15 protein-coding genes and 1 pseudogene are annotated in these 18,999 nt (G+C 37.1%); 1 reads left to right on the top strand and 15 read right to left on the bottom strand.

Features of this window, described 5'->3' with window-relative positions; all coding sequences use genetic code 11:
* From B5F80_RS08020 to wbaP, 14 genes and pseudogenes are all read right to left on the bottom strand, one after another.
* Positions 1–981, bottom strand: a pseudogene (locus B5F80_RS08020) (IS256 family transposase); the annotation flags it as partial.
* A 478-nt stretch (positions 982–1,459) separates the two neighbouring features.
* A complete protein-coding gene (locus B5F80_RS08015) occupies positions 1,460–2,467 on the bottom strand; it encodes an NAD-dependent epimerase/dehydratase family protein (protein WP_239386331.1) in 1,008 nt (335 codons plus the stop codon).
* A 249-nt stretch (positions 2,468–2,716) separates the two neighbouring features.
* The gene (locus tag B5F80_RS08010; RefSeq protein WP_087478304.1) at positions 2,717–4,126 is read right to left on the bottom strand and encodes a sugar transporter; all 1,410 of its coding nucleotides are present in this window, start codon (positions 4,124–4,126) and stop codon (positions 2,717–2,719) included.
* 14 nt (positions 4,127–4,140) lie between these two features.
* Entirely contained in the window at positions 4,141–4,800 is a 660-nt protein-coding gene (locus tag B5F80_RS08005; protein ID WP_087478303.1) for a hypothetical protein, read from the bottom strand.
* Positions 4,797–6,155, bottom strand: coding sequence for an O-antigen polymerase (locus B5F80_RS08000; RefSeq protein WP_087478302.1), 1,359 nt, complete (start codon positions 6,153–6,155; stop codon positions 4,797–4,799). Before B5F80_RS08000 ends, B5F80_RS08005 begins: the two co-directional genes overlap by 4 nt.
* A gap of 91 nt (positions 6,156–6,246) precedes the next feature.
* Entirely contained in the window at positions 6,247–7,092 is an 846-nt protein-coding gene (locus B5F80_RS07995) for a glycosyltransferase (protein WP_087478301.1), read from the bottom strand.
* Positions 7,093–7,109: 17 nt separating this feature from the next.
* A complete protein-coding gene (locus tag B5F80_RS07990; protein ID WP_087478300.1) occupies positions 7,110–9,077 on the bottom strand; it encodes an HAD-IA family hydrolase in 1,968 nt (655 codons plus the stop codon).
* A 258-nt stretch (positions 9,078–9,335) separates the two neighbouring features.
* Complete coding sequence (locus B5F80_RS07985; protein ID WP_087478299.1) at positions 9,336–10,298, bottom strand: glycosyltransferase family 2 protein; 963 nt, start codon at positions 10,296–10,298, stop codon at positions 9,336–9,338.
* A 20-nt stretch (positions 10,299–10,318) separates the two neighbouring features.
* Complete coding sequence (locus tag B5F80_RS07980) at positions 10,319–11,392, bottom strand: NAD-dependent epimerase/dehydratase family protein (protein WP_204246369.1); 1,074 nt, start codon at positions 11,390–11,392, stop codon at positions 10,319–10,321.
* The gene (locus B5F80_RS07975) at positions 11,380–12,102 is read right to left on the bottom strand and encodes an IspD/TarI family cytidylyltransferase (RefSeq protein ID WP_087478298.1); all 723 of its coding nucleotides are present in this window, start codon (positions 12,100–12,102) and stop codon (positions 11,380–11,382) included. Before B5F80_RS07975 ends, B5F80_RS07980 begins: the two co-directional genes overlap by 13 nt.
* Before the next feature lie 19 nt (positions 12,103–12,121).
* Positions 12,122–12,847, bottom strand: coding sequence for a CDP-alcohol phosphatidyltransferase family protein (locus B5F80_RS07970; RefSeq protein WP_204246368.1), 726 nt, complete (start codon positions 12,845–12,847; stop codon positions 12,122–12,124).
* Between the two features lie 76 nt (positions 12,848–12,923).
* Positions 12,924–13,079: a glycosyltransferase family 9 protein gene (locus B5F80_RS11200; protein ID WP_143747169.1), complete on the bottom strand. Its 156-nt coding sequence runs from the start codon at positions 13,077–13,079 to the stop codon at positions 12,924–12,926.
* Positions 13,069–14,193 carry a glycosyltransferase family 1 protein gene (locus B5F80_RS07965; RefSeq protein WP_087478297.1) on the bottom strand — a complete coding sequence of 375 codons (1,125 nt, stop codon included), beginning with the start codon at positions 14,191–14,193 and terminating at the stop codon, positions 13,069–13,071. The genes B5F80_RS11200 and B5F80_RS07965 overlap by 11 nt, the downstream gene beginning before the upstream one ends.
* 27 nt (positions 14,194–14,220) lie before the next feature.
* Positions 14,221–15,651 carry an undecaprenyl-phosphate galactose phosphotransferase WbaP gene (gene wbaP, locus B5F80_RS07960; protein WP_087478296.1) on the bottom strand — a complete coding sequence of 477 codons (1,431 nt, stop codon included), beginning with the start codon at positions 15,649–15,651 and terminating at the stop codon, positions 14,221–14,223.
* Positions 15,652–15,884: 233 nt separating this feature from the next.
* Between wbaP and B5F80_RS07955 the strand changes: the two genes are divergently transcribed.
* Entirely contained in the window at positions 15,885–16,970 is a 1,086-nt protein-coding gene (locus B5F80_RS07955; protein WP_158099966.1) for an acyltransferase family protein, read from the top strand.
* 76 nt (positions 16,971–17,046) lie between these two features.
* Here B5F80_RS07955 and B5F80_RS07950 read toward each other — a convergent pair whose 3' ends face one another.
* Positions 17,047–18,711 carry an AAA family ATPase gene (locus tag B5F80_RS07950; protein ID WP_087478294.1) on the bottom strand — a complete coding sequence of 555 codons (1,665 nt, stop codon included), beginning with the start codon at positions 18,709–18,711 and terminating at the stop codon, positions 17,047–17,049.
* Positions 18,712–18,999 lie beyond the last annotated feature (288 nt).

The following is an 18,999-nucleotide window of genomic DNA, read 5'->3' as shown; positions in this document are numbered from 1 at the left end:
TTCACAGGGAAAATCGCAGTAAGTCAGCGTTTCCTCAATGCCATCCTCCACCTTCTTGGCAGCCTCTTTCAGTTTCATGGAACGCAGTTCTTCTACCACGGCCCGGGCTTTCTCACGGGCAGCTTTCTTGCTCTCCTGCGCATGGATCGCTTTGAGCATTTTGGCCACCAGCTTCACCTTGGAACGAGGCGTTACAGAGAAGATATTGCGGTAAAAGTGTACAGTACACCGCTGGTACTTGGCCTCTGGAAACACTTCTCCTACAGCTTCCAGCATACCCAGGCACTTGTCGCCAACTACCAGTTTAACTCCATCCAGGCCCCGGCCTCGCAGCCATTGAAAGAAGCTGACCCAGCTAGCCTTGTCCTCCTTCATGCCCTCGGCAGCCCCAAGAACCTCACGGTATCCATCTTCATTTACCGCAATCGCTACCAGAATGGCCACATTCTCAAACTCTCCGCCCCAGTTGCGACGCAAGTAGATGCCGTCCACATAGACATACGGGTAATGCCCTCCCTGTAAGGGGCGGTTACGCCAATCCTCAATGTGGACATATGCCTTCTTATTCAGTTCACTGATGGTTGAGGGCGACACTTTGCTGCCCCACAGCGCCTCTGTAATGTCTTCCACACGCCGGACGGATACGCCGGCCAGATACATCTCGATGAGGGCTTCTTCTACGCTGCTTTCACGGCGGCGATACCGCTCAATAATGGCGGTCTCAAAGGAGATCCCTTTGAGCTTGGGTACCTTGAGGGTAACGTCCCCGGAAGTGATAGTGAGGCTGCGCCTGTAGTGGCCGCTGCGATAGCCCTGACGCTTCTCATTGCGCTCATATCGGGCCGCCTGAGTCAGTTTCTCCGCTTCGGCCTCCAGCAGCTCATTGAGTGTCTCCTCTACGCTGCCACGCACAAGTTCCTTGAGCTGCCCCTTGATTACTTCCTCATTAAGCTGTACAATCTTTTCAGACATGGTTTGCTCGCTCCTTTCAGAATGTTGTGTCGCAACTTCATTCTACCAGAGTTCTGCAAACCATGTCTCTTTTTTATTTTTGCGAAACTTATTGTTCCTTATCTACATAAAGCATAAAGAAATATCTACATACGATAAATTGACCTCAAAATATTGTCCAAAATCTTCCCCTTATGTCTCACATTTATTTTTCCCCACCCAGCACTCTTTTAAATATCTGAGATCTGTGCAATCTAGCGAGATTTAACCTCTTAGGTATAAGTCCAAATTATCAGATAGCCGTAGTTAAGCTCAACTTTAAAGGTTTTCGGACAATGCAGTGTATTTATTTTCCTAATATATTTTTATAGCATTTTCAATACACACTTCTATTTTTTTATGGTAAACTGTCAAACTAAGTGTAACTTTTTTAATAGCAGACTCCATAAATATTTTTTATCATAGAACATATTATTGTACTTAATGCATTTTCAGGAAGAGATTTTGATTACCTCCATAAAGCACCTGCATTATCATCAAGAAAATATATTAGTGTCCGCTCTAGGCCAGTCACTAGATTCGTTTTAGGAGTCCAGAAAAGTTCTTCTTTTGCTTTACGATTACATAACATAGACCGATATATATCCCCTTTACGTTCCGATTCAAAATGCGGATTGATCTCCTTGTGTAAAATAACACTACAAGTATTTATGATGCCTAATAGACTTACTTCTATCTGCGTACTTAAATTGTAAACAGTATTTACATTAGAAGTCTGCAACGCAGCATAAATACCATCCGCAATATCTCCTGCATAGATAAAATCTCTTGTCTGCTTTCCATCTCCAAAAACAGTAATATCCTTGTTTTCGGCAAAACATTTAGCAAAAATACTTATAACACCTCCTTCTCCCTTTATACCTTGACGTTCTCCATATACATTTGCAAAACGTAAAATGACATAATTCACACCAAATATCTTATGATACATCTCAAGATATTTTTCCTCAGTTAATTTACTCAGTCCATAAAAAGACATAGGCTGCAACAAATGATTTTCTCTAATAGGTAAATCTGATTCGTTAACATCTCCATAAACTGCTGCCGTAGATGAAAACACTACACGATTTACCCCTGTAATTCTTGCCGCCTCCAAAAGATTGACCATTCCTTCAATATTTTGCATCATATCTTCGAAAGGATGTTTTAATGAATAATCAACCATAGTTTGTCCAGCTAAATGCACAATGGCATCTATCTTTTCATCCTTTAATACGCTCTGTAAAGTCTTGTCCAAGATATCCATCCGATAATACTTTACTCCTGTTGGAATATTTTCCAATGCACTAGTGCTAAAATTATCTAAAACAATAGGCGTATTTCCAGTTTCCAATAATTTCCTTACGATATGAGAGCCAATAAATCCAGCTCCACCAGTTATTAAGATATTCATTTTAGCCTCATCTTCTTCGTATAAAAAATAATCGTATCCATAAATAATTTCAACAAATATCACGTTCACAAATCAAATAATATTAATTCCATAATATGTGCTTAATATATTATGAATGTCACATACATTGATTTTTCCACCTGTTTGAAGTAATTAATAGATCGTAGTAAACCACCACCTAATTAAATTCTCAAGATTAAACAGACTACCGGATACCCAATACTCAAAATGATATTGATCCCTGCCAGCGTCGTGGTAAAGTAGATATACTCAAGCACCACTGCCACCAGTTAAACCAATCCCCATCTTCTATCAACTTTTTACTTTCAGTAATTTAATCAATTTCTGTACTTGATCTCGATTTAACATAATAAAAATAGCATATGCACCAACATAAATTACCATGCACCACACGTTCTGAATATACCAACCACTAGCAATAAAGATACCACATAGCAAAATATCTGTTAGGATATCTTTGCGTACATTCATTTTAAGAAGATGACTAATAAAACATTCAGCCAAGCAGCATTGGAAAGCATAAATACCAACAATAGAAAGTACAGCTAGAGACAAATTATGAAAAATTCTCACCACTACAAAAGTTACAGCCAGAGAAACCATTACGCTGAGAACATTAATTTTTAACATTAGTACTTCCTGACGCATACTCTTTAGGTATGTGTTAATTAAAAGGCTCAATTTACTGTTAAAAACACAAATGGGGAATAAAACACTCATATAAATGAGACTGTCCGCATATTGCGGTAACCACCAGGTCAAAATACATTTGAGAGGGTAATATCCAATTAAAGCAGCAAACAAAACAATATCTAGACTGGCTCGAATCGTTCTATAAATTGTAACCCGTTTATTTTTATCTAGATTTTTGATGATAGGAAAAAACACCACACTTACAGATGAAATGAACACCATAAAAAAGTTAGAAATCCCTAACGTCAGTGATACTTGTCCAAAAGTTGACACATCCCAACCCACGGAAATACCATAGCGAACAATACCAATAATAAGCATGCCTGCGATATTAGCTATCATCAACTTACTGCCTACAGTAAGATTTTTCTTCATTTCCCAGACAATTCGCCTCATTGGATAAAATCTAGGCTTCAACAGATTACGACACAAATAAATACCACTCAAGGTAAGAATTATCATAGAAAACAACTTAGCATAATACATGTAACAGAATTCATTCCGATGCAACCCCAACAAGAAGATGACCACACCTAAGAAAAATACAATACGTTCTGTAAAAAGAAACTTAGCATAATCCTTGATGCGATTTGTAATTTGCATGATAAAGTTACATAGATTTGTGAAATTTACAAAAGGAGCTAGGCAAACTGCACATGTTAGCGCTAACCTCTTTATAGGATCAGTAATTAATAATTGTCCTCCAAAAATTACGAAAACAGCTAAAAAAATCTGCAATATTATAATCCCATAAAACTGTCCAGCAAAAGTTCGCTGATCTAACTCATCAAATGATTTCCCAGCATAACGAAGATAGATTCCATCTTCCCACCCAAAATGCAAAAAGCCTAAATAAGAAAAGTAAAATAAGAAAAGTTGCCATAGGCCATAATCATGCACACTAAGAAACTTAGGAACAACCATGACCATGAAAACAGAAATACACAAAGAAAAGAGGTTCGCACTGAATGAATAAGCTATATTTTTAAAGGTGTCAATAAAATTCATTTAACATCACCTTCTCAGTGATTACCCCAATGTTTTCTTGCATCCCAAGCCATAACAATAACTATACCAATTAACGCACCAAGAACAAAGCCGATTAATGCATATTTCTTTTTAATAATCCCCTTACTTACCACTTTATCTTCATTAATACTTTGAAATTCTTTCACAGTACTTAAACCCGTATCCTTTGTAACCAAAGCGGAAGTTTTAGAAAAATAAGTTTGATATGCATCCATCAAATTTGTATTATTTTCTTTAATATACTGCGAATCTTTGGCATCTTTTTTAGTAAACTGAATAATCAATTCATAGAGACCAGGTCCTATATTCTGAACGCGGAAATGTTCTCCCAACCATTTCATTTTTTGAGAATTAACCATCTTATCCCACTCTGCATTCATTTTATTCATATCAAAATTCGTTTCCATTTGGGAATCTAATTCAGTCAAATTTGACCAAGCTTTCATTAAATTAGTCATATCAATTTCTTTACTAGTTTGCCTTGTTGCAAAAATAGGAATAGTATTAAATCGTACTACACGTATATAGGTCATGTCTCCTGTTTGAGGAATAACAGTTTCTACCTGACTTTTTTCAAAATATAAGCCACCAGAACATGCCACCGCACAAATTAAAATGATATACCACTTTTTAATAACCGATTGTAAAATCATTTGACTTTACTCCTCCTCTTACTTAAGAACTCAAAAAATTTATACAAGATCAATGTTCCAATAATGAAACTAAGTTTACTCGTCGTGAATATTTCATTAAAAAATCGTTCTTCTCTTCCCATCAAAAAAATGGGATAGGCAATCGAAGAATAAATCAAAATCATCCAATTCTTCAATCCATGGAGACAGACTTTTTTGTAAAAGAAAGTATAAAAAAATCCTAACAAAAACATAACGAGTGCACAACCAAAATAACCAAAATCATTAATATAGCGATAAAACGCTGTATAAACATTGGTTGTCACTGGACCAAATACAGTAAACAACGTAATGTACATAGAAAAAACAGGTAAATCATCAAACCCATGGGCATGCAAGAACCCATAAAGGGGGATTAATGTTGTTGAGCCAATATATGGAATATCCGGAATCATCATTTCATTAAGGTAAACATCGAATGCTGAAATATTGGTTCCTGCATAATGAGCTAGAACTCGTAAAAAACTAGTATCTGCTCCGATTTTACCATTAACAAGCCCTATTCCTAGAAAGCAGAACAAAAAGGAAACAATAGCAACACCAATAACCGCAAATTCTTTGCTCACAGAACTTGTTAATCTATGAGTTTTACGATAAACCATAAAAAAACTAATCATCGCAAACATAATTAAATACATAAACTGTTGCCTTCCACCGGTTAAAACCAAAAAAGGAATATATAACAAAACAAAACAACCCCATTTCATAACTTCTTTATATTGATGCACCATTAAATTTAGCCATACGGCTAAGATGGAAAGATACCCCATGCCCATAGCAAACCGCAGTCTATACGCATTCCATCGACTTAATTTAATTTCCTGGTGCGCGAAACCATTAATAACTGGCCCCAGCATTTTACTAAATTCTTTTTCATTTGTGACTAGACGTGCAACTTGAAGAAAATCTGTATAATTAAGGTATGCAAAATATACCAAAATGCCTAAAAAAAGTAACCATATCGACCAACTAATAAAAAAGCCACGAAAAATAACAGATTCCTGTACGGAAGCATACTTATCCGTACAACAGCAAAATTCTGCAAGGCATCCTCCCCCCAAAAATAGCATTGACATAACAATTATGATGGCTGCCGTATTAAAATGCATAGGTAGATTCCACATCTTTGTATATAGAGCAGCCAGTGTACAACATCCTGCTAAGCAAATACAATAGATGAAGGATGGGTGTACTACATCAAACTTACTTTTTACGAAAGAAATAATAGCAAGCAAAAATATTATTGCCGTCAAAAGATATATAAAAGTATTATCTGCACCATAATACGGCTGGAAATAGGTAAACTCAACTCTCATTTTCTCACCTGACCATATTAACTGACCACCATAGTTAAAATATCCAGTTTATAGCATATTTTCTAAAAATTATATACAGAACAAATAACCCCTATTCTTTTATTTTCATTGTAATTCCTTTGTAAATACCTTTAATGCCTTTTATAAATTTATTGATTTTATCCTCTTCATAGATCAAAATTAATACGCTTTGCCACAAACATCTTATTGTTGTGCGAAAAGGCGATTGATATTCCGGGAACTTTCTAGCAAGGTATATTTCATTTTTCGTCATATAGTATCGTCTCCAAGCCGATTTATTATACATAATATATTTTTTTCCAAAAAAGGAAACATTTTTTCCATGTCCATCTTCATGCAAAAGTCCATCAAAAGGAATTTTAATAATTTGATATCCTGCCCGTAATAATGCATAACAGATATCAAAATCTACAAAATCAATGAACATAGAAACATCATATCCATCTGTAGTAGTATATGCAGACACACGCATAAAACAACCTGAAGTAATACACTTCTGAATTCGTGTTACATCATGTTCGCTACCTTCAAAAATTGGTTTACTAATTTCTACGAAATTCCGATCTTTTATATTACAAGTTAACGCGCCAATTTGGGGATCTCCTATATATTCTTTATACCTATTAATCAATTCTTTATTAGAAATTGAATCTTGATCTAATGACAAAACCCAATCATAACAATTTTGCATTGCATAACTCATAATATATTTGAGCCCATAAGCAATGCCCTTATTTTCTTCAACATGACTAATCCTGCATCTTAATTCCAATGCAAGGCTTACAATATCTGTATAATTTATAGAACCATTATCAAAAATCAAGATATCTGTATCCTGCACAACAACTGCACTAAGATTTTCACGTAATCTATCTATATCCGGGTTAAATGTAACTATACCGGTTAGAACTTTCATGTTATTCCTCCAACATTTTATTTTCTAAGTAGAGAATATAGCTTTCTGGCCATTTCATATCCAATTATATAGGGAAACCGTTCTCCTAAGGTGCGGACAAAAAAACCACTGCGCCAGAAGGCATCTCGAAAATCTTGCAAAAACGCATGAAAATGAAATAAATAAAAATATCCTTTTCTTTTAGGCTTTGCAAGATATTTTATCGTATCATCCATAAAATGAAGATTGCCGAAAAGTTCTGCAGTTTTACGAGAGGGATATCTTCCAAGATGAATCCAATTTGTAAAAGTCACGGAAGAATCCGGGTTAAACAGAAAATATTCTTGCTCTGACACTATATCATCTACAAAAGAAAGGGCACCCGTTTGACATGCGTGGATAGCATCGTAATCCTTTTTATAATCTTTTTCGCTGTATTCCCATTTTTCTAATATCGGGATAATCTGCCCATTTTCTTTTTTATACCCTTTTGTTGTTCCATGATCTGCCGTGAAAAGCATCTCCACAATAACATTAAAAGATTCTTCTTTCTTTGACAATGATTCGTTGTGATTTCTATCAAAGAGATATCCTTTGGCATGGATATGATCCAGAATCGGCGACTCCGGTCTAAGGCCCAAATAATAACCATGAATTTCAGCTGGAATACGTGCGGCTTTTATTATCTTTTCCAATGCCCCTTGCATATGACCAAACCATCCAATATCTACAATAGCTACTTTTCCTGAAAAATCAAGTTGCTCCAAATATTGAAGTAGAAGATCAAACATTTCACGGCTATGGGCTATCATCTTCTGCTGCACTTGTTCTGCAAATATGCATTGAAATTTCTGATTTTTCCATAAAATCTCATATTCATATAAAGTGTCTATCAAGAATCCAGCATTTTCGTAATACTGTTCAAATTCATCAGGCTTAAGTCCAATCTTTTTCAAAAAACTAGAAATAGTTCCTCGCTTTCCCCAAAAAATAGCTTCAATAATTTCTGGAATAGTAGGTGTCATCCAAAGAGAAGGTATAATTAATGCTTTTCTTGAGGCATATATATATTTATCAGAAATGGGATTAATTAGTTTTCTATAAGCTTTCTGCATTAGTTGTCCATCCCGAGCCAGAAAAAAGACTTTTTCTATACCATCTTTTTCGAATTGCTCTTGAAGCCAAGACACATAACCGTATAATACAGGTCCTTGAACCTCATATCCAGCTTCTGCAAAGAAATTGAAATCCTGATCAGCATGAACTGCGTTCCAAGAATGGTTGCCTGCATGATTATTAATAAAGGAACATAAATTTGCATAATCTTGAATTTGTTTGTACTTTTTTTTATTGATAACTAAATTTAGTTTCACCTCGTTAGGAATATAAATCGCTTGCATACCAAGCCTTTTCGGTACGAGGTAGTCACTTCGCTTATTATCTCCAATATGAAGGATTTCAGATAATTTGATTTCTGTTTGTCTAAATATTTCCTGAAACAACGTTCCTTTACTTTTTGTTTTCCGTTCTGTAGAAGATACAAAAAGCGCATCATAAAATATTCCAAGTTTATCCAGTATTCTCCGAATCAAAATCTCAGGAAGATAAATATCTGTCACGATAAAAATTTTCTTTCTCTGGTGCCGACAATATTCGTACACAGGTTTCATGAAAGGATTCCATTGACAAAGCACATATTCATACTCTTCCTCCCACTGCCTTATCTGGTCTTTTTCCTCAGCAGAAACTTCTAAAGAAATCTCGACATAAATCTCTTCCAACGAAACTTCTTCCATTTTAACTCTATTGCGCGCAGCTCTTTCCGCCTGAATCCGAGCAAAAGCAAAACGGCTCTCAATATTAAATTCCCGATTTACTTTTTGCTCAACAAAATGAAAAAGTTCTATAGGTCTATAGCAATCACGCTTAACAAGCGTATCAAAAAGATCGAAAGAAACAACTGTGCTTCGGTTAATTGCTTCTTTTACCAGATCAAATTTTTCCATTTCTCATTCTCCATCAATTTGAAGTATTTCTTTCTAGCAAAACATCATCTAATCCTCTAACGTTGACATCAACTAATTTCTTTTTAAGTAAATAAAATTTTATAAGTGTAACATTCAATATGTTTCTTTATTTTATCCTGAAAGAAATGCCTCTGCAATTAATCTCATTATTTAGTGCAAAGTGTATTTTCTATATGATTATAAAACTTATGCCCAGAATAAGTATCCAAGCTAGTTCGCAGCAACTTGAATCATTTCTTAGACATAATGCTTCAGTTTAGCAACCCCGCGACAAGAAATCATAGCCAAGATAGTAGCGGCCTTTTGCCTAGCATCCATGTATGGATTTGCCCATAGGCGCTTTAAATCTCTTTTAATCCGCTGTTGTAACTGAGCAATAACATTTTCATGTTCCTGATAATCTGTAGTAGCACCAATGCGCGCTAGTGTCTCACGCAAAGCCCAAAACAGACGGTACTCTCCAACAGATTCAAGTGCCGGATATTCTTTTTTGATAATATTGTAATTCCGCTCATAAACGTATACTAAATCCAAGATTTTATCCGTATAAGCTGTACGCTGTACTATACTCCCTTTTCTTCGTCTATAATTATATTTGCTAACATCTTGAAATACTAGGAGTTGGCAATCTCGTAAAGTATCCAAAACAATATAGGCATCTTCCATCGTCATTCCTACAGGAAATCTTGTTTGTCTAAAAATATTTCTGTGAAATATTTTTAGACAAACAGCCACAGCTGTACGTCTCGCTAAAAAAATTTGCCGAATCATTTCTTCTTTACTTTCCCATACAGACACTTTATTTCCTTTAAAATCATAGTCTCCAGCCTGATATGGCACTCGTCGATCACAACACATCGAAATATCTGCTTTATATTTTACTGCATTGCGATACAGTATCTCATACATATCATTGTCAACATAATCATCACTATCCACAAAACCAATAAATTCTCCTCGACAAATATCTAATCCCGCATTCCGTGCATCACTAAGGCCACCATTTCTCTTATGGATAACTTTGATTCGAGCATCTTTTTGAGCATACTGATCACAGATGTATCCACTTTCATCCGTAGAGCCATCATCAACCAAAATAATCTCAATATCATTAAATATCTGACTAAGTAAAGAGTCTATACATTCTTTTAAATAAGAAGCCACATTATAAACAGGGACAATAACACTTATCTTTGGCATTCCTTTTCCCCCAATTTAAATCAAAGACTTTTTAGAATCTCAATAGTCTTCTTGATCCCACTCTTCAAATCATCAAAAGGCTTCCATCCCAAGCCCTGCAGCTTGCTGGAATCCATAACACCTACTGTCACTTTAGAAAAACCTTTCTTCTCTGAAGCGTCAGGCAAATCAAAAACGACCCTTTTTTCATTCAAGCTAGCGATATACTGAGTAATATCTTTTAGCAACATAAATGTTTTTATGTCTGCAATATTATAGGCTTCTCCGCATTCTCCTTTAAGAAGGCAATACAACAGACCCTGAACTACATCCCCTACATAACAGTAAGAAAATTTTTGAAGCCCCTGGCTTTTAAGGACAATATTTTCGTTCCGCACTCCATTCATGAGAAATTGACTCATTGCCTTACTGTCATCCAGTCGCATAGTAGGGCCATAGACACGAGAAAGACGAGGTATTACGATATCCATACCATATTGGGAAATATATGCATTACATAAAGCCTCTCCAGCCCTTTTTCCTTCGGGGTAGCATGCACGAACACCATTACAGTCAATATAACCACAGTACATTTCGTCAAACACGTCTTCCTTCCGCAATGCCTGCCCATAGATTTCAACAGATGAAAGGAACAACATCCGCTCCATACCGTGCACACGTCCATATTCCAAAAGATTATGTGTCCCCTCCAAATTGGTCATAAGAGAACCAACTGGATCAGAAGCATATAATCTGGGATGGGTATTACTAGCCGCATGAATAATAAAATCCATTTTACCTTCTAGCTGAATAGTTTGGTTTACATCCATAGAAACAAATTGAAAATACGGTTTCCCCCAATAATCTGCAAATCGTTTTTTGGCGGTTTCTTCATTCCGACCAATAGCATAAATTTTCAGATTAAGTTGCTCTTTTTTATTTTTGATCATAAGCACATCAATCAACATAGTGCCAATAAGCCCGGATGCGCCAGTAAGTAATAACGCTTTATCCTGTAGCTTACTCCACGGCAACGATAGTGTGATAATATTTTCAATATCCTTTTGATAAAGTTTAGATGTAAGATACACTAGCAACACCTCTATTTTAACCAATCCGACTTATCCAAATGCAGATAGGCTTTGAACAATTCTAAATCATCTTTAGTAGTCAGCTTAATATTCTTATCCGAACCAGCCGCAAAATGCAAAGGAACTCCTAGCTCTACCATCATAGTATTCGTATAACTAGAACCATAAATTCCAATTTTCTTTTCAAAAGCTTCGTGATATTTTTGGTCTAATAAACCGAACTGATAGGCCTGAGGAGTAGATACGCGGCGCAGCGTTTCGCGAGGAATGTACTTAGTTGTAATGTCTGGATGTTCCTGATCTACTAAAAAAATCTGTTCATTATATGGCATGGAGGTCACTGCATTGCCATATTTCTGGCATACATTGATCACATTAGAAAGGACAGACGGTTCTACTAAAGGACGAATTCCATCGTGAATAATTATAATGTCATCGTCTTTCGCTTTGCCTTCTAAACTAAATACCCCGTTACGAATAGACTCCTGCCCAGATTTTCCTCCACAAACAATATTAGATAGTTTTGTAATATTGAATTGCTTTGCATAAGCTTTTACTACATTTTCCCATCCCTCGATACATACAACTATTATGTTATCAATCATAGGATGGTTTTGAAAACCTTCTAATGTGTAAATTAACACTGGCTTGTCATATACATTAATAAATTGCTTTGGTATATCCTGCCCCATCCGATGTCCAGAACCACCAGCAATGACTATCGCAATATTCATGTAAAACCTCTTTCCGAAATTATTTAAGAATAAATTTCAAAGACACAACCATTACCAACAAATTTAAGATAAAGTAACTCAGCGTAAATAAATCATATAACTTTAGTGGAACAGCTATTAACATTAACACTTGAACAAATCCTGATATTGAAATAAGATTTAATGCAATTATTTTTATAACCCCATATTTTGATTTATCCTTAACCGTATTTATTGATTCACCTGTCCCCACAGTTGTTATTGCTTTATGCATTATAAATCGTGGAAAAATAACTGAAATACCTGATATTCCACCTAATATAATATAAAGTTCAGGATTCAAATGAATGTAATTATTTAAAATACCTGGAAAATGAGCAGCAGCTATTCCCCATGCAAAAAACGATAGAATCATTGCAGCATAACCACTCATCGCATCATAAACGCTTCCCATTTTTGAAAAGCTCTTTCGATATCTTGCCATATTGCCATCGACACCATCAAGGAGATTCCACAAGAAAAAACAACACCAGCTTATGTACATAAAGGAATCCGATTCAGCCATATAAGAAAGGGCAAATCCTATTACAAGTGGGATAATAGAGATAACAGAAACTTGATTTGGTGTTAATGATGTATATAGAAAAGGTATTGTCAGTATATACGATAATGGACGCCCTATATAAAATGCAAAATAATCATTTTTTGCCATCTCTTTTTTTTCCGGAGTCATTGATGCACGCTCAATATCTCTTATAGAAATCATTTCTTACCTCACTTTTAATTTTGATAAACAACTAACTTTAAGTTACTTATACAAATTATCTATCTTTAAATACCCACTATTTATTTTCTACAGCACTTTTTGTTAATACCACTATCTCTGCATCTGGGTAATTACCACGCAAAATTTTTAACATCGGAATAGCACAAACAGTATCACCTATACCATGCATTAGTTCTACTAAAATTTTAATTCGTTGTGTATTATTTATCATTTACAGATTCACCCACACAATACATGTTCTTTAAATGAACTGCTTCTCTTTTAATATTAAACCCGCCAGTAGTCATCATTTCACGAGTATCAATTCTTTCTAGCATTTTATCATCATATTGCAAAATAAACTGAATCCACTTTTTTTCATCAAGATCTATATAATAAACTAAATTCACTATTTTTAACTCTTTTGTAACATTTGTAGAAACCAGTATAGGCAAACCATTGGCTTGACATTCTACTCCTACCACAGGCAACCCTTCGTAATATGAGGGCAATACAAAAAGATCCATGACATTATATAAGTCCTGTACATCAGAACGTAACCCTAAAAAATATACTTTATCTTCAAGATGCAAATCCTTGACCTTTTGCATTATACGAGATTTTAATGGCCCGTCACCAATAAGCAATAAAACTACATTAGGCTCACTCTTAGCTACTTCCGAAAATACATCAATGAGAAATTCATGGTTTTTCTGATACATAAATCGACCAACATGGCCTATAACAAATTTATTTTCTATGCCTAATTCTTTTCTAATTCTATCTCTTTTATCCTGATCAAAAGCATATTTTTTCAAATCGATAGCATTATGAATAATGGTAACTTTTCCAGACTCGACGCTACTTTTTCCATACATCCATTCAGCAGCCAATTGACTGCACGCAAAATATCTATTGGCAAATAATTTAGCAAATGGCCGCAGTATCATTTTCATAATGTTGCGTTTCGTTTCACTAGGAACAGACGTACTATGGTTATGAAGGATTCGTACTGGCAGGCCAGCCATCCAAGCAGGAAAAAGAGAAAAAACACTTAATGTATTCATATTGGAGTGAACAATTGTGTAGTGATTTTTCTTTATTATTTTATAAACATCATACATAAAAGCAAGTACATTTTTTGTATATGGCGTAACCTTATATACTTTCCCACCCATCAATTCTACCTTTTCAGTAATATCTACAGGACTATTCTCATGAACAACAAAATCAAACTGCACCTGACTTTTATCAATATGTTCATAGTAGTTCATAATGACAGCTTCTACACCGCCACCAGCTACGATTCCTAATATTTGTAATACTCGTATAGGCTTAGAATCCACTTTTCCTCTCACTTTCTAACTTTAATTCTAATAAGCACCTTTCTTGCCTAATACAACACCAATAGTCCGCCAAATCAACACCACGTCAAACCAAACATTCCAATTCCGCACGTACCACGTATCCATCTGCACGCGTTCGTCATAGGATACGTCACTGCGGCCGCTGGTCTGCCACATGCCGGTTACGCCGGGGCGAACCATATAAAAGTCATCAATAAATTTACCGTATCTCGGCACTTCGTCTCGGATAATAGGTCTTGGGCCGACGAGGCTCATTTCGCCTTTCAGAACATTGAACAGCTGCGGCAGCTCATCCAGACTGGTTCTGCGCAGGAATGCCCCGCTTCTAGTGATTCTCGGGTCGTTCTTGAGCTTGAAGTCCTTTTCCCATTCAGCTCTGGCTTCGGGATCATTTTCTAGCAGTTCTTTTAATTTTACATCGGCATCGACGCACATGCTGCGGAATTTATAGCAGGGAAATTCTTTTCCATCTTTCCCTACGCGGCGATGCTTAAAAATAACTGGGCCAGGCGAATCTCTGTAAATCCATATAGCAATGCCTGCCAAAATCGGCGAAATACAGATGAGGCCAATCACCGTGCAGACAATATCAAATACCCTCTTGAGAAATCTATTATACCACTGAGCTAAGTTATTGCGGAAGCTGAATGTAACGATATGCCCGTCTATCAGGCTCTCTACATCCAGCGTCGCCAAGGGCATCTTCCCCATATCGGGAATGAAGGATATTCTCTTGACCAAGGGCTGCAGCCGATAGACGATTTGCTGCATCTCATCATTTTTTAATCCCGGAGCAATGACCAGCACATGGCGCACGCCCGTACTGCGAATGACCGATTCGGCATCGGAAAAGGATCCCAAATGAGGCATCATAGATGCAACCTTCGGTTCCGGTACCCGGTCTTCCAAAAAGCCGATAAAATCATAACCCAGGCCAGTATCATGCTGCAGCGGCTCCAGCACGAGGGCTGCTGTCTTGCCGGCTCCCATGACCAATACGGGAACCTGCAGTGCTCGTACATGACCTAATATTTTTTTCGTTATATACCGGCCGGCTACGAGAAAGACAAAGGAAAATACCCACATCAAGGCCACGAAAAGGCGCGACGTCTGCGCAGCCGTTTGAGCCAAATACATGATGACGACCAAGGAAACGACAGCATAGATATTTACCTTAAAGATTTCCGAAATGATACGCCAAAACTGGGTTCGCCGCGTATACAGCTCATGAACCTGCATAAAGCCTAAATAGACGACAGGAATGATAACGTGCATCGACAGCCACGAGAGGCGGAGATGCGTTTCCGGAACTAATAGATTCCGCAGGTTATAGGAAACACACTCCGCCGCTAATATGGCAATATAATCGACAATGAGCAGCACGACTGGCAATACCGCCGTGCTGTACTTATTTTTTATGGATATAGAATCGCGCATAGTCTTGTAGTCTCCCCAACCTATAAAACTTTAACCTATATTATACCCCAATTAGACGCAGTCGTCTACGCCCCCCGCTTGTTGCAACAAAGCTGTAACAAAGAAAAGCTAGAATGAACTCCCACTGCCTATTATTTTTGATTATGTTAGCATTTAAATGCTTGACTTTATTTAAGTGCTTTTATATGATAGGTAAGTATCTTTATTATCACACTAAATGGGCGGTGTATGGTATGGTAAATCAAAAATTTAATATATTATCTGCATTAGGAATTATTCTGGTAGTCGGCGGTCACAGCGGCGTTGGCTTTTTGCCATGGTTTCCGCCCTATTCCTTTCATATGCCGCTATTTATCTTTATTTCTGGATACTTCTTTTCTTCACCCCCCCCCCCACTAACGAGTTTTCTTTGCAAAAAAAGCAAAAAATTATTGCTCCCGTTTTTGAGTTGGAATGCATTTTACGGAATTCTTATCACTTTACTTACAACCTTCGGTCTGAGTCAACTTAGTCATGCTCCTTTATCGTTAAAATCATTATTATGGGATCCATTTACGGGAGGATGGCCCTTTGTATTCAATGGTCCGGCATGGTTTGTCGGCTGCTTGTTTTTAGTGCAATGTCTGTATCAAGTAATCTATCGCTTGTGCAGAGGAAATGTGCGATATATCGGCGTGCTTTGTCTGGCATGTTACTTCATTTCTCTAGGATTGACATTTCATGACTGGACCCACTGGTTTTACGATGCCGGAAGAGCTATTGAACGAATGTTGTTTTGCATTATTTTTTATTACCTAGGTCATATATACCGGCTATATGGCGAACGCTATGATTCCTTTAGTATTTATAAATTGATATTGCTTTCTTTGACAAACGGATGTATTTTGGCTTTTATATCTTCTCGTATTACATATAATGTTCATCAAATGGCCTTTCCGAATGAAAAAATATTGCTTCCCCTAATTGTCTCCATAACAGGTATTTGGTTTTATTTGCAAATTGCCGAATTATTAAAATCTCACATTCGCTCTAATGATTTACTCAGTTATATTGGCCGACATACCTTTTCTATTATGATGCACCATCAATTTTTCTTTTGGGGCTTTAATACAGCATTATTAGGACTAAAATATTCAGGCATACTGAGTTTAAATACATTTGATATGAACAAATATATGCATGAAATATATTTCCGCATCAGCGCCTATCCGCCTATAAATGATATGCTATATCTAATGGCTGGACTGCTGGGTCCTGTTTTATGCTGCTACATCTATGAACGATTTATCAGCAAAAAGGATATCTCTATCCGACTATAAAAAGTCTTATAAAATATAAAAAACGTGGAATCTTTGCATTTTTAAGCAATGATGCCACGTTTTTTATTGTTTTCTACTATATCATTTTTACGCACACCTGCTTGCCGCAAAAAGCTATGCCGTATTTCCACACAGACGCTATACCTCGTTTTGCAAACTCAACTTCATATTGCCTATCTTGAATCTGCCGCAAGGCTTCATCGGCTTGTTTTTCCAAGGACTCTGTTCTATCGGCAGCTTTAAATTCCAGTATAACGCCGGCTTTCTGCGTGTCTTTCGGAAAAATAGCTATGTCAAAACGTCCGTATCCGCTTTCTTTGTTGGATTCGACGATATATTGCTTATCCAGAAATAATGCCGATATTCCCAACATGAATCCGTGGTAAAAGCTTTCTTTGTTGGCCGTATCGTAGGTACTGGCAAAACGCAATAGTATCTGCTGCAGCCGGTCTTCAAAATCTTTTTCTTGCCCGGAAAACAGCGCGTCAAACAAGGTATCAAAGGTATTGCGGTCTGCGCCGACAGCAATGGTATTCAAGATCTCCTGACTGTATACCTGCTTAATTTCTTCATTGGGAATTCGCAGGGAATAGCGATTGTACGTCGTCGGCGAAACGGACTCAATTGTCAAATATCCCGTCGTCAGCAGCAGCGTATATAATGCGCTTGCATCCTTCTCGATCTGATCGTACATCACCGTTTCATTCAGACTGACGGTCACGGTCTTACCTTCCAATAAGCCTTGAAGCTCTTTGATCCGCAGGCAATCGGCATGGGAAAGAAGCTGCTTTAAAATGTAATTTCCCGACGTATGAACCCAATACGGCATAGGCGTACATTCATTATCCATATAATTGATAACCGACCAAGGATTATAGATGTCATCGGTCCCAAATCGATAGCCGTCGTACCATTGCCGCAGCTCCGGCAGCTTCTTTTCTACGCCCAGGTCCTCTGCCATAGCGACTGTTTCTGCCGACGTAAATCCCAGGATATTACTGTATTTGCGGCTTAATACGGAACACACAGATAGATTATTCAATCCGCTGAAAATACTTTCTTTAGCGACGCGCAGCACGCCTGTCAGCACGGCAAAGTCCAAGGCCCTGTTCGTCTTTAAAGCGCTGCTCAAAAATTGTCGCATAAATCCAATGCACTGATCGTAATAGCCCTGATCCCATGCGTATTGTATGGGCGCATCATACTCGTCCAAAAGAAGAATCACAGGCTGGCCATAGTATGCCTGCATCATTTCCATCAGCCGGGTCAAGGCAAAGGCCATTTCTGTCTGGTCGGCCTGACGATTGACAATGCGATGATAATCCTCCTTCATACATTCATCCAATGTATCGGCCTTCATCAAATACGCATACTGTAGATACAGACGGCGAAGAAACAGACTGAAAAAATTCAGCATTTGCTCCCATGAAGGCGACTGGCCGTCTTTCAACGATATGAAAATAACCGGATATATGCCCCTATGCTTCATGTAAGATAACCCGGCCTTTTCAACAGCAAGACCGTGAAACAAATCTTTGCTTTCTTCTTTCTTATCGATGGAAAAGAAATATTCCAGCATGCTCATCGTCACTGTCTTGCCGAAACGGCGCGGGCGCGTGATTAATGTCACCTTGCTATGGTCATCAATGAGCTGACGTATGAAATCGGTTTTATCTATAAAATAATAATTTTCCCGCAGTTCCTTGAAATCATCCACACCAATGGGCATACGCACGTTCATGTTCTTCGCCTCCCTTGCCTAATATCATTCTAATCCCATAGCGCAATATTACGTAACTGCCAACATACAAAATTTAGATAAGTTAAATAGTTAACTTACATTATACTATACCCTCTATAGAATGTGATATCATCTTATCGCCTTATCGCTATACCGTTATAACTCGTTAGTTAAAACATTAACTTAATTATACCATACCCTTATAAATTCAAAAATTATGATATTGCCTTATCGCCATATCGTTATATCAAACAAAAAAGAAGAACAGCCTGCGCCATTCTTCTTTTT

It is taken from the genome of Megasphaera sp. An286, assembly GCF_002163455.1.
Lineage (GTDB): Bacteria > Bacillota > Negativicutes > Veillonellales > Megasphaeraceae > Megasphaera > Megasphaera stantonii.
The sequence above is the reverse complement of the archived record's forward strand: the minus strand, read 5'-3'. Positions and strand labels throughout refer to the sequence as shown.

Bases quoted from the DNA above. Each gene is read 5' to 3' on its own strand.
- B5F80_RS07995 (WP_087478301.1), bottom strand. From the start codon at position 7,092: ATGAAAGTTCTAACCGGTATAGTTACATTTAACCCGGATATAGATAGA.
- B5F80_RS08000 (WP_087478302.1), bottom strand. From the start codon at position 6,155: ATGAGAGTTGAGTTTACCTATTTCCAGCCGTATTATGGTGCAGATAAT.
- B5F80_RS07990 (WP_087478300.1), bottom strand. From the start codon at position 9,077: ATGGAAAAATTTGATCTGGTAAAAGAAGCAATTAACCGAAGCACAGTT.
- B5F80_RS07970 (WP_204246368.1), bottom strand. From the start codon at position 12,847: ATGATTTCTATAAGAGATATTGAGCGTGCATCAATGACTCCGGAAAAA.
- wbaP (WP_087478296.1), bottom strand. From the start codon at position 15,651: ATGCGCGATTCTATATCCATAAAAAATAAGTACAGCACGGCGGTATTG.
- B5F80_RS07985 (WP_087478299.1), bottom strand. From the start codon at position 10,298: ATGCCAAAGATAAGTGTTATTGTCCCTGTTTATAATGTGGCTTCTTAT.
- B5F80_RS11200 (WP_143747169.1), bottom strand. From the start codon at position 13,079: ATGATAAATAATACACAACGAATTAAAATTTTAGTAGAACTAATGCAT.
- B5F80_RS08010 (WP_087478304.1), bottom strand. From the start codon at position 4,126: ATGAATTTTATTGACACCTTTAAAAATATAGCTTATTCATTCAGTGCG.
- B5F80_RS07975 (WP_087478298.1), bottom strand. From the start codon at position 12,102: ATGAATATTGCGATAGTCATTGCTGGTGGTTCTGGACATCGGATGGGG.
- B5F80_RS08005 (WP_087478303.1), bottom strand. From the start codon at position 4,800: ATGATTTTACAATCGGTTATTAAAAAGTGGTATATCATTTTAATTTGT.
- B5F80_RS07955 (WP_158099966.1), top strand. From the start codon at position 15,885: ATGGTAAATCAAAAATTTAATATATTATCTGCATTAGGAATTATTCTG.
- B5F80_RS07950 (WP_087478294.1), bottom strand. From the start codon at position 18,711: ATGAACGTGCGTATGCCCATTGGTGTGGATGATTTCAAGGAACTGCGG.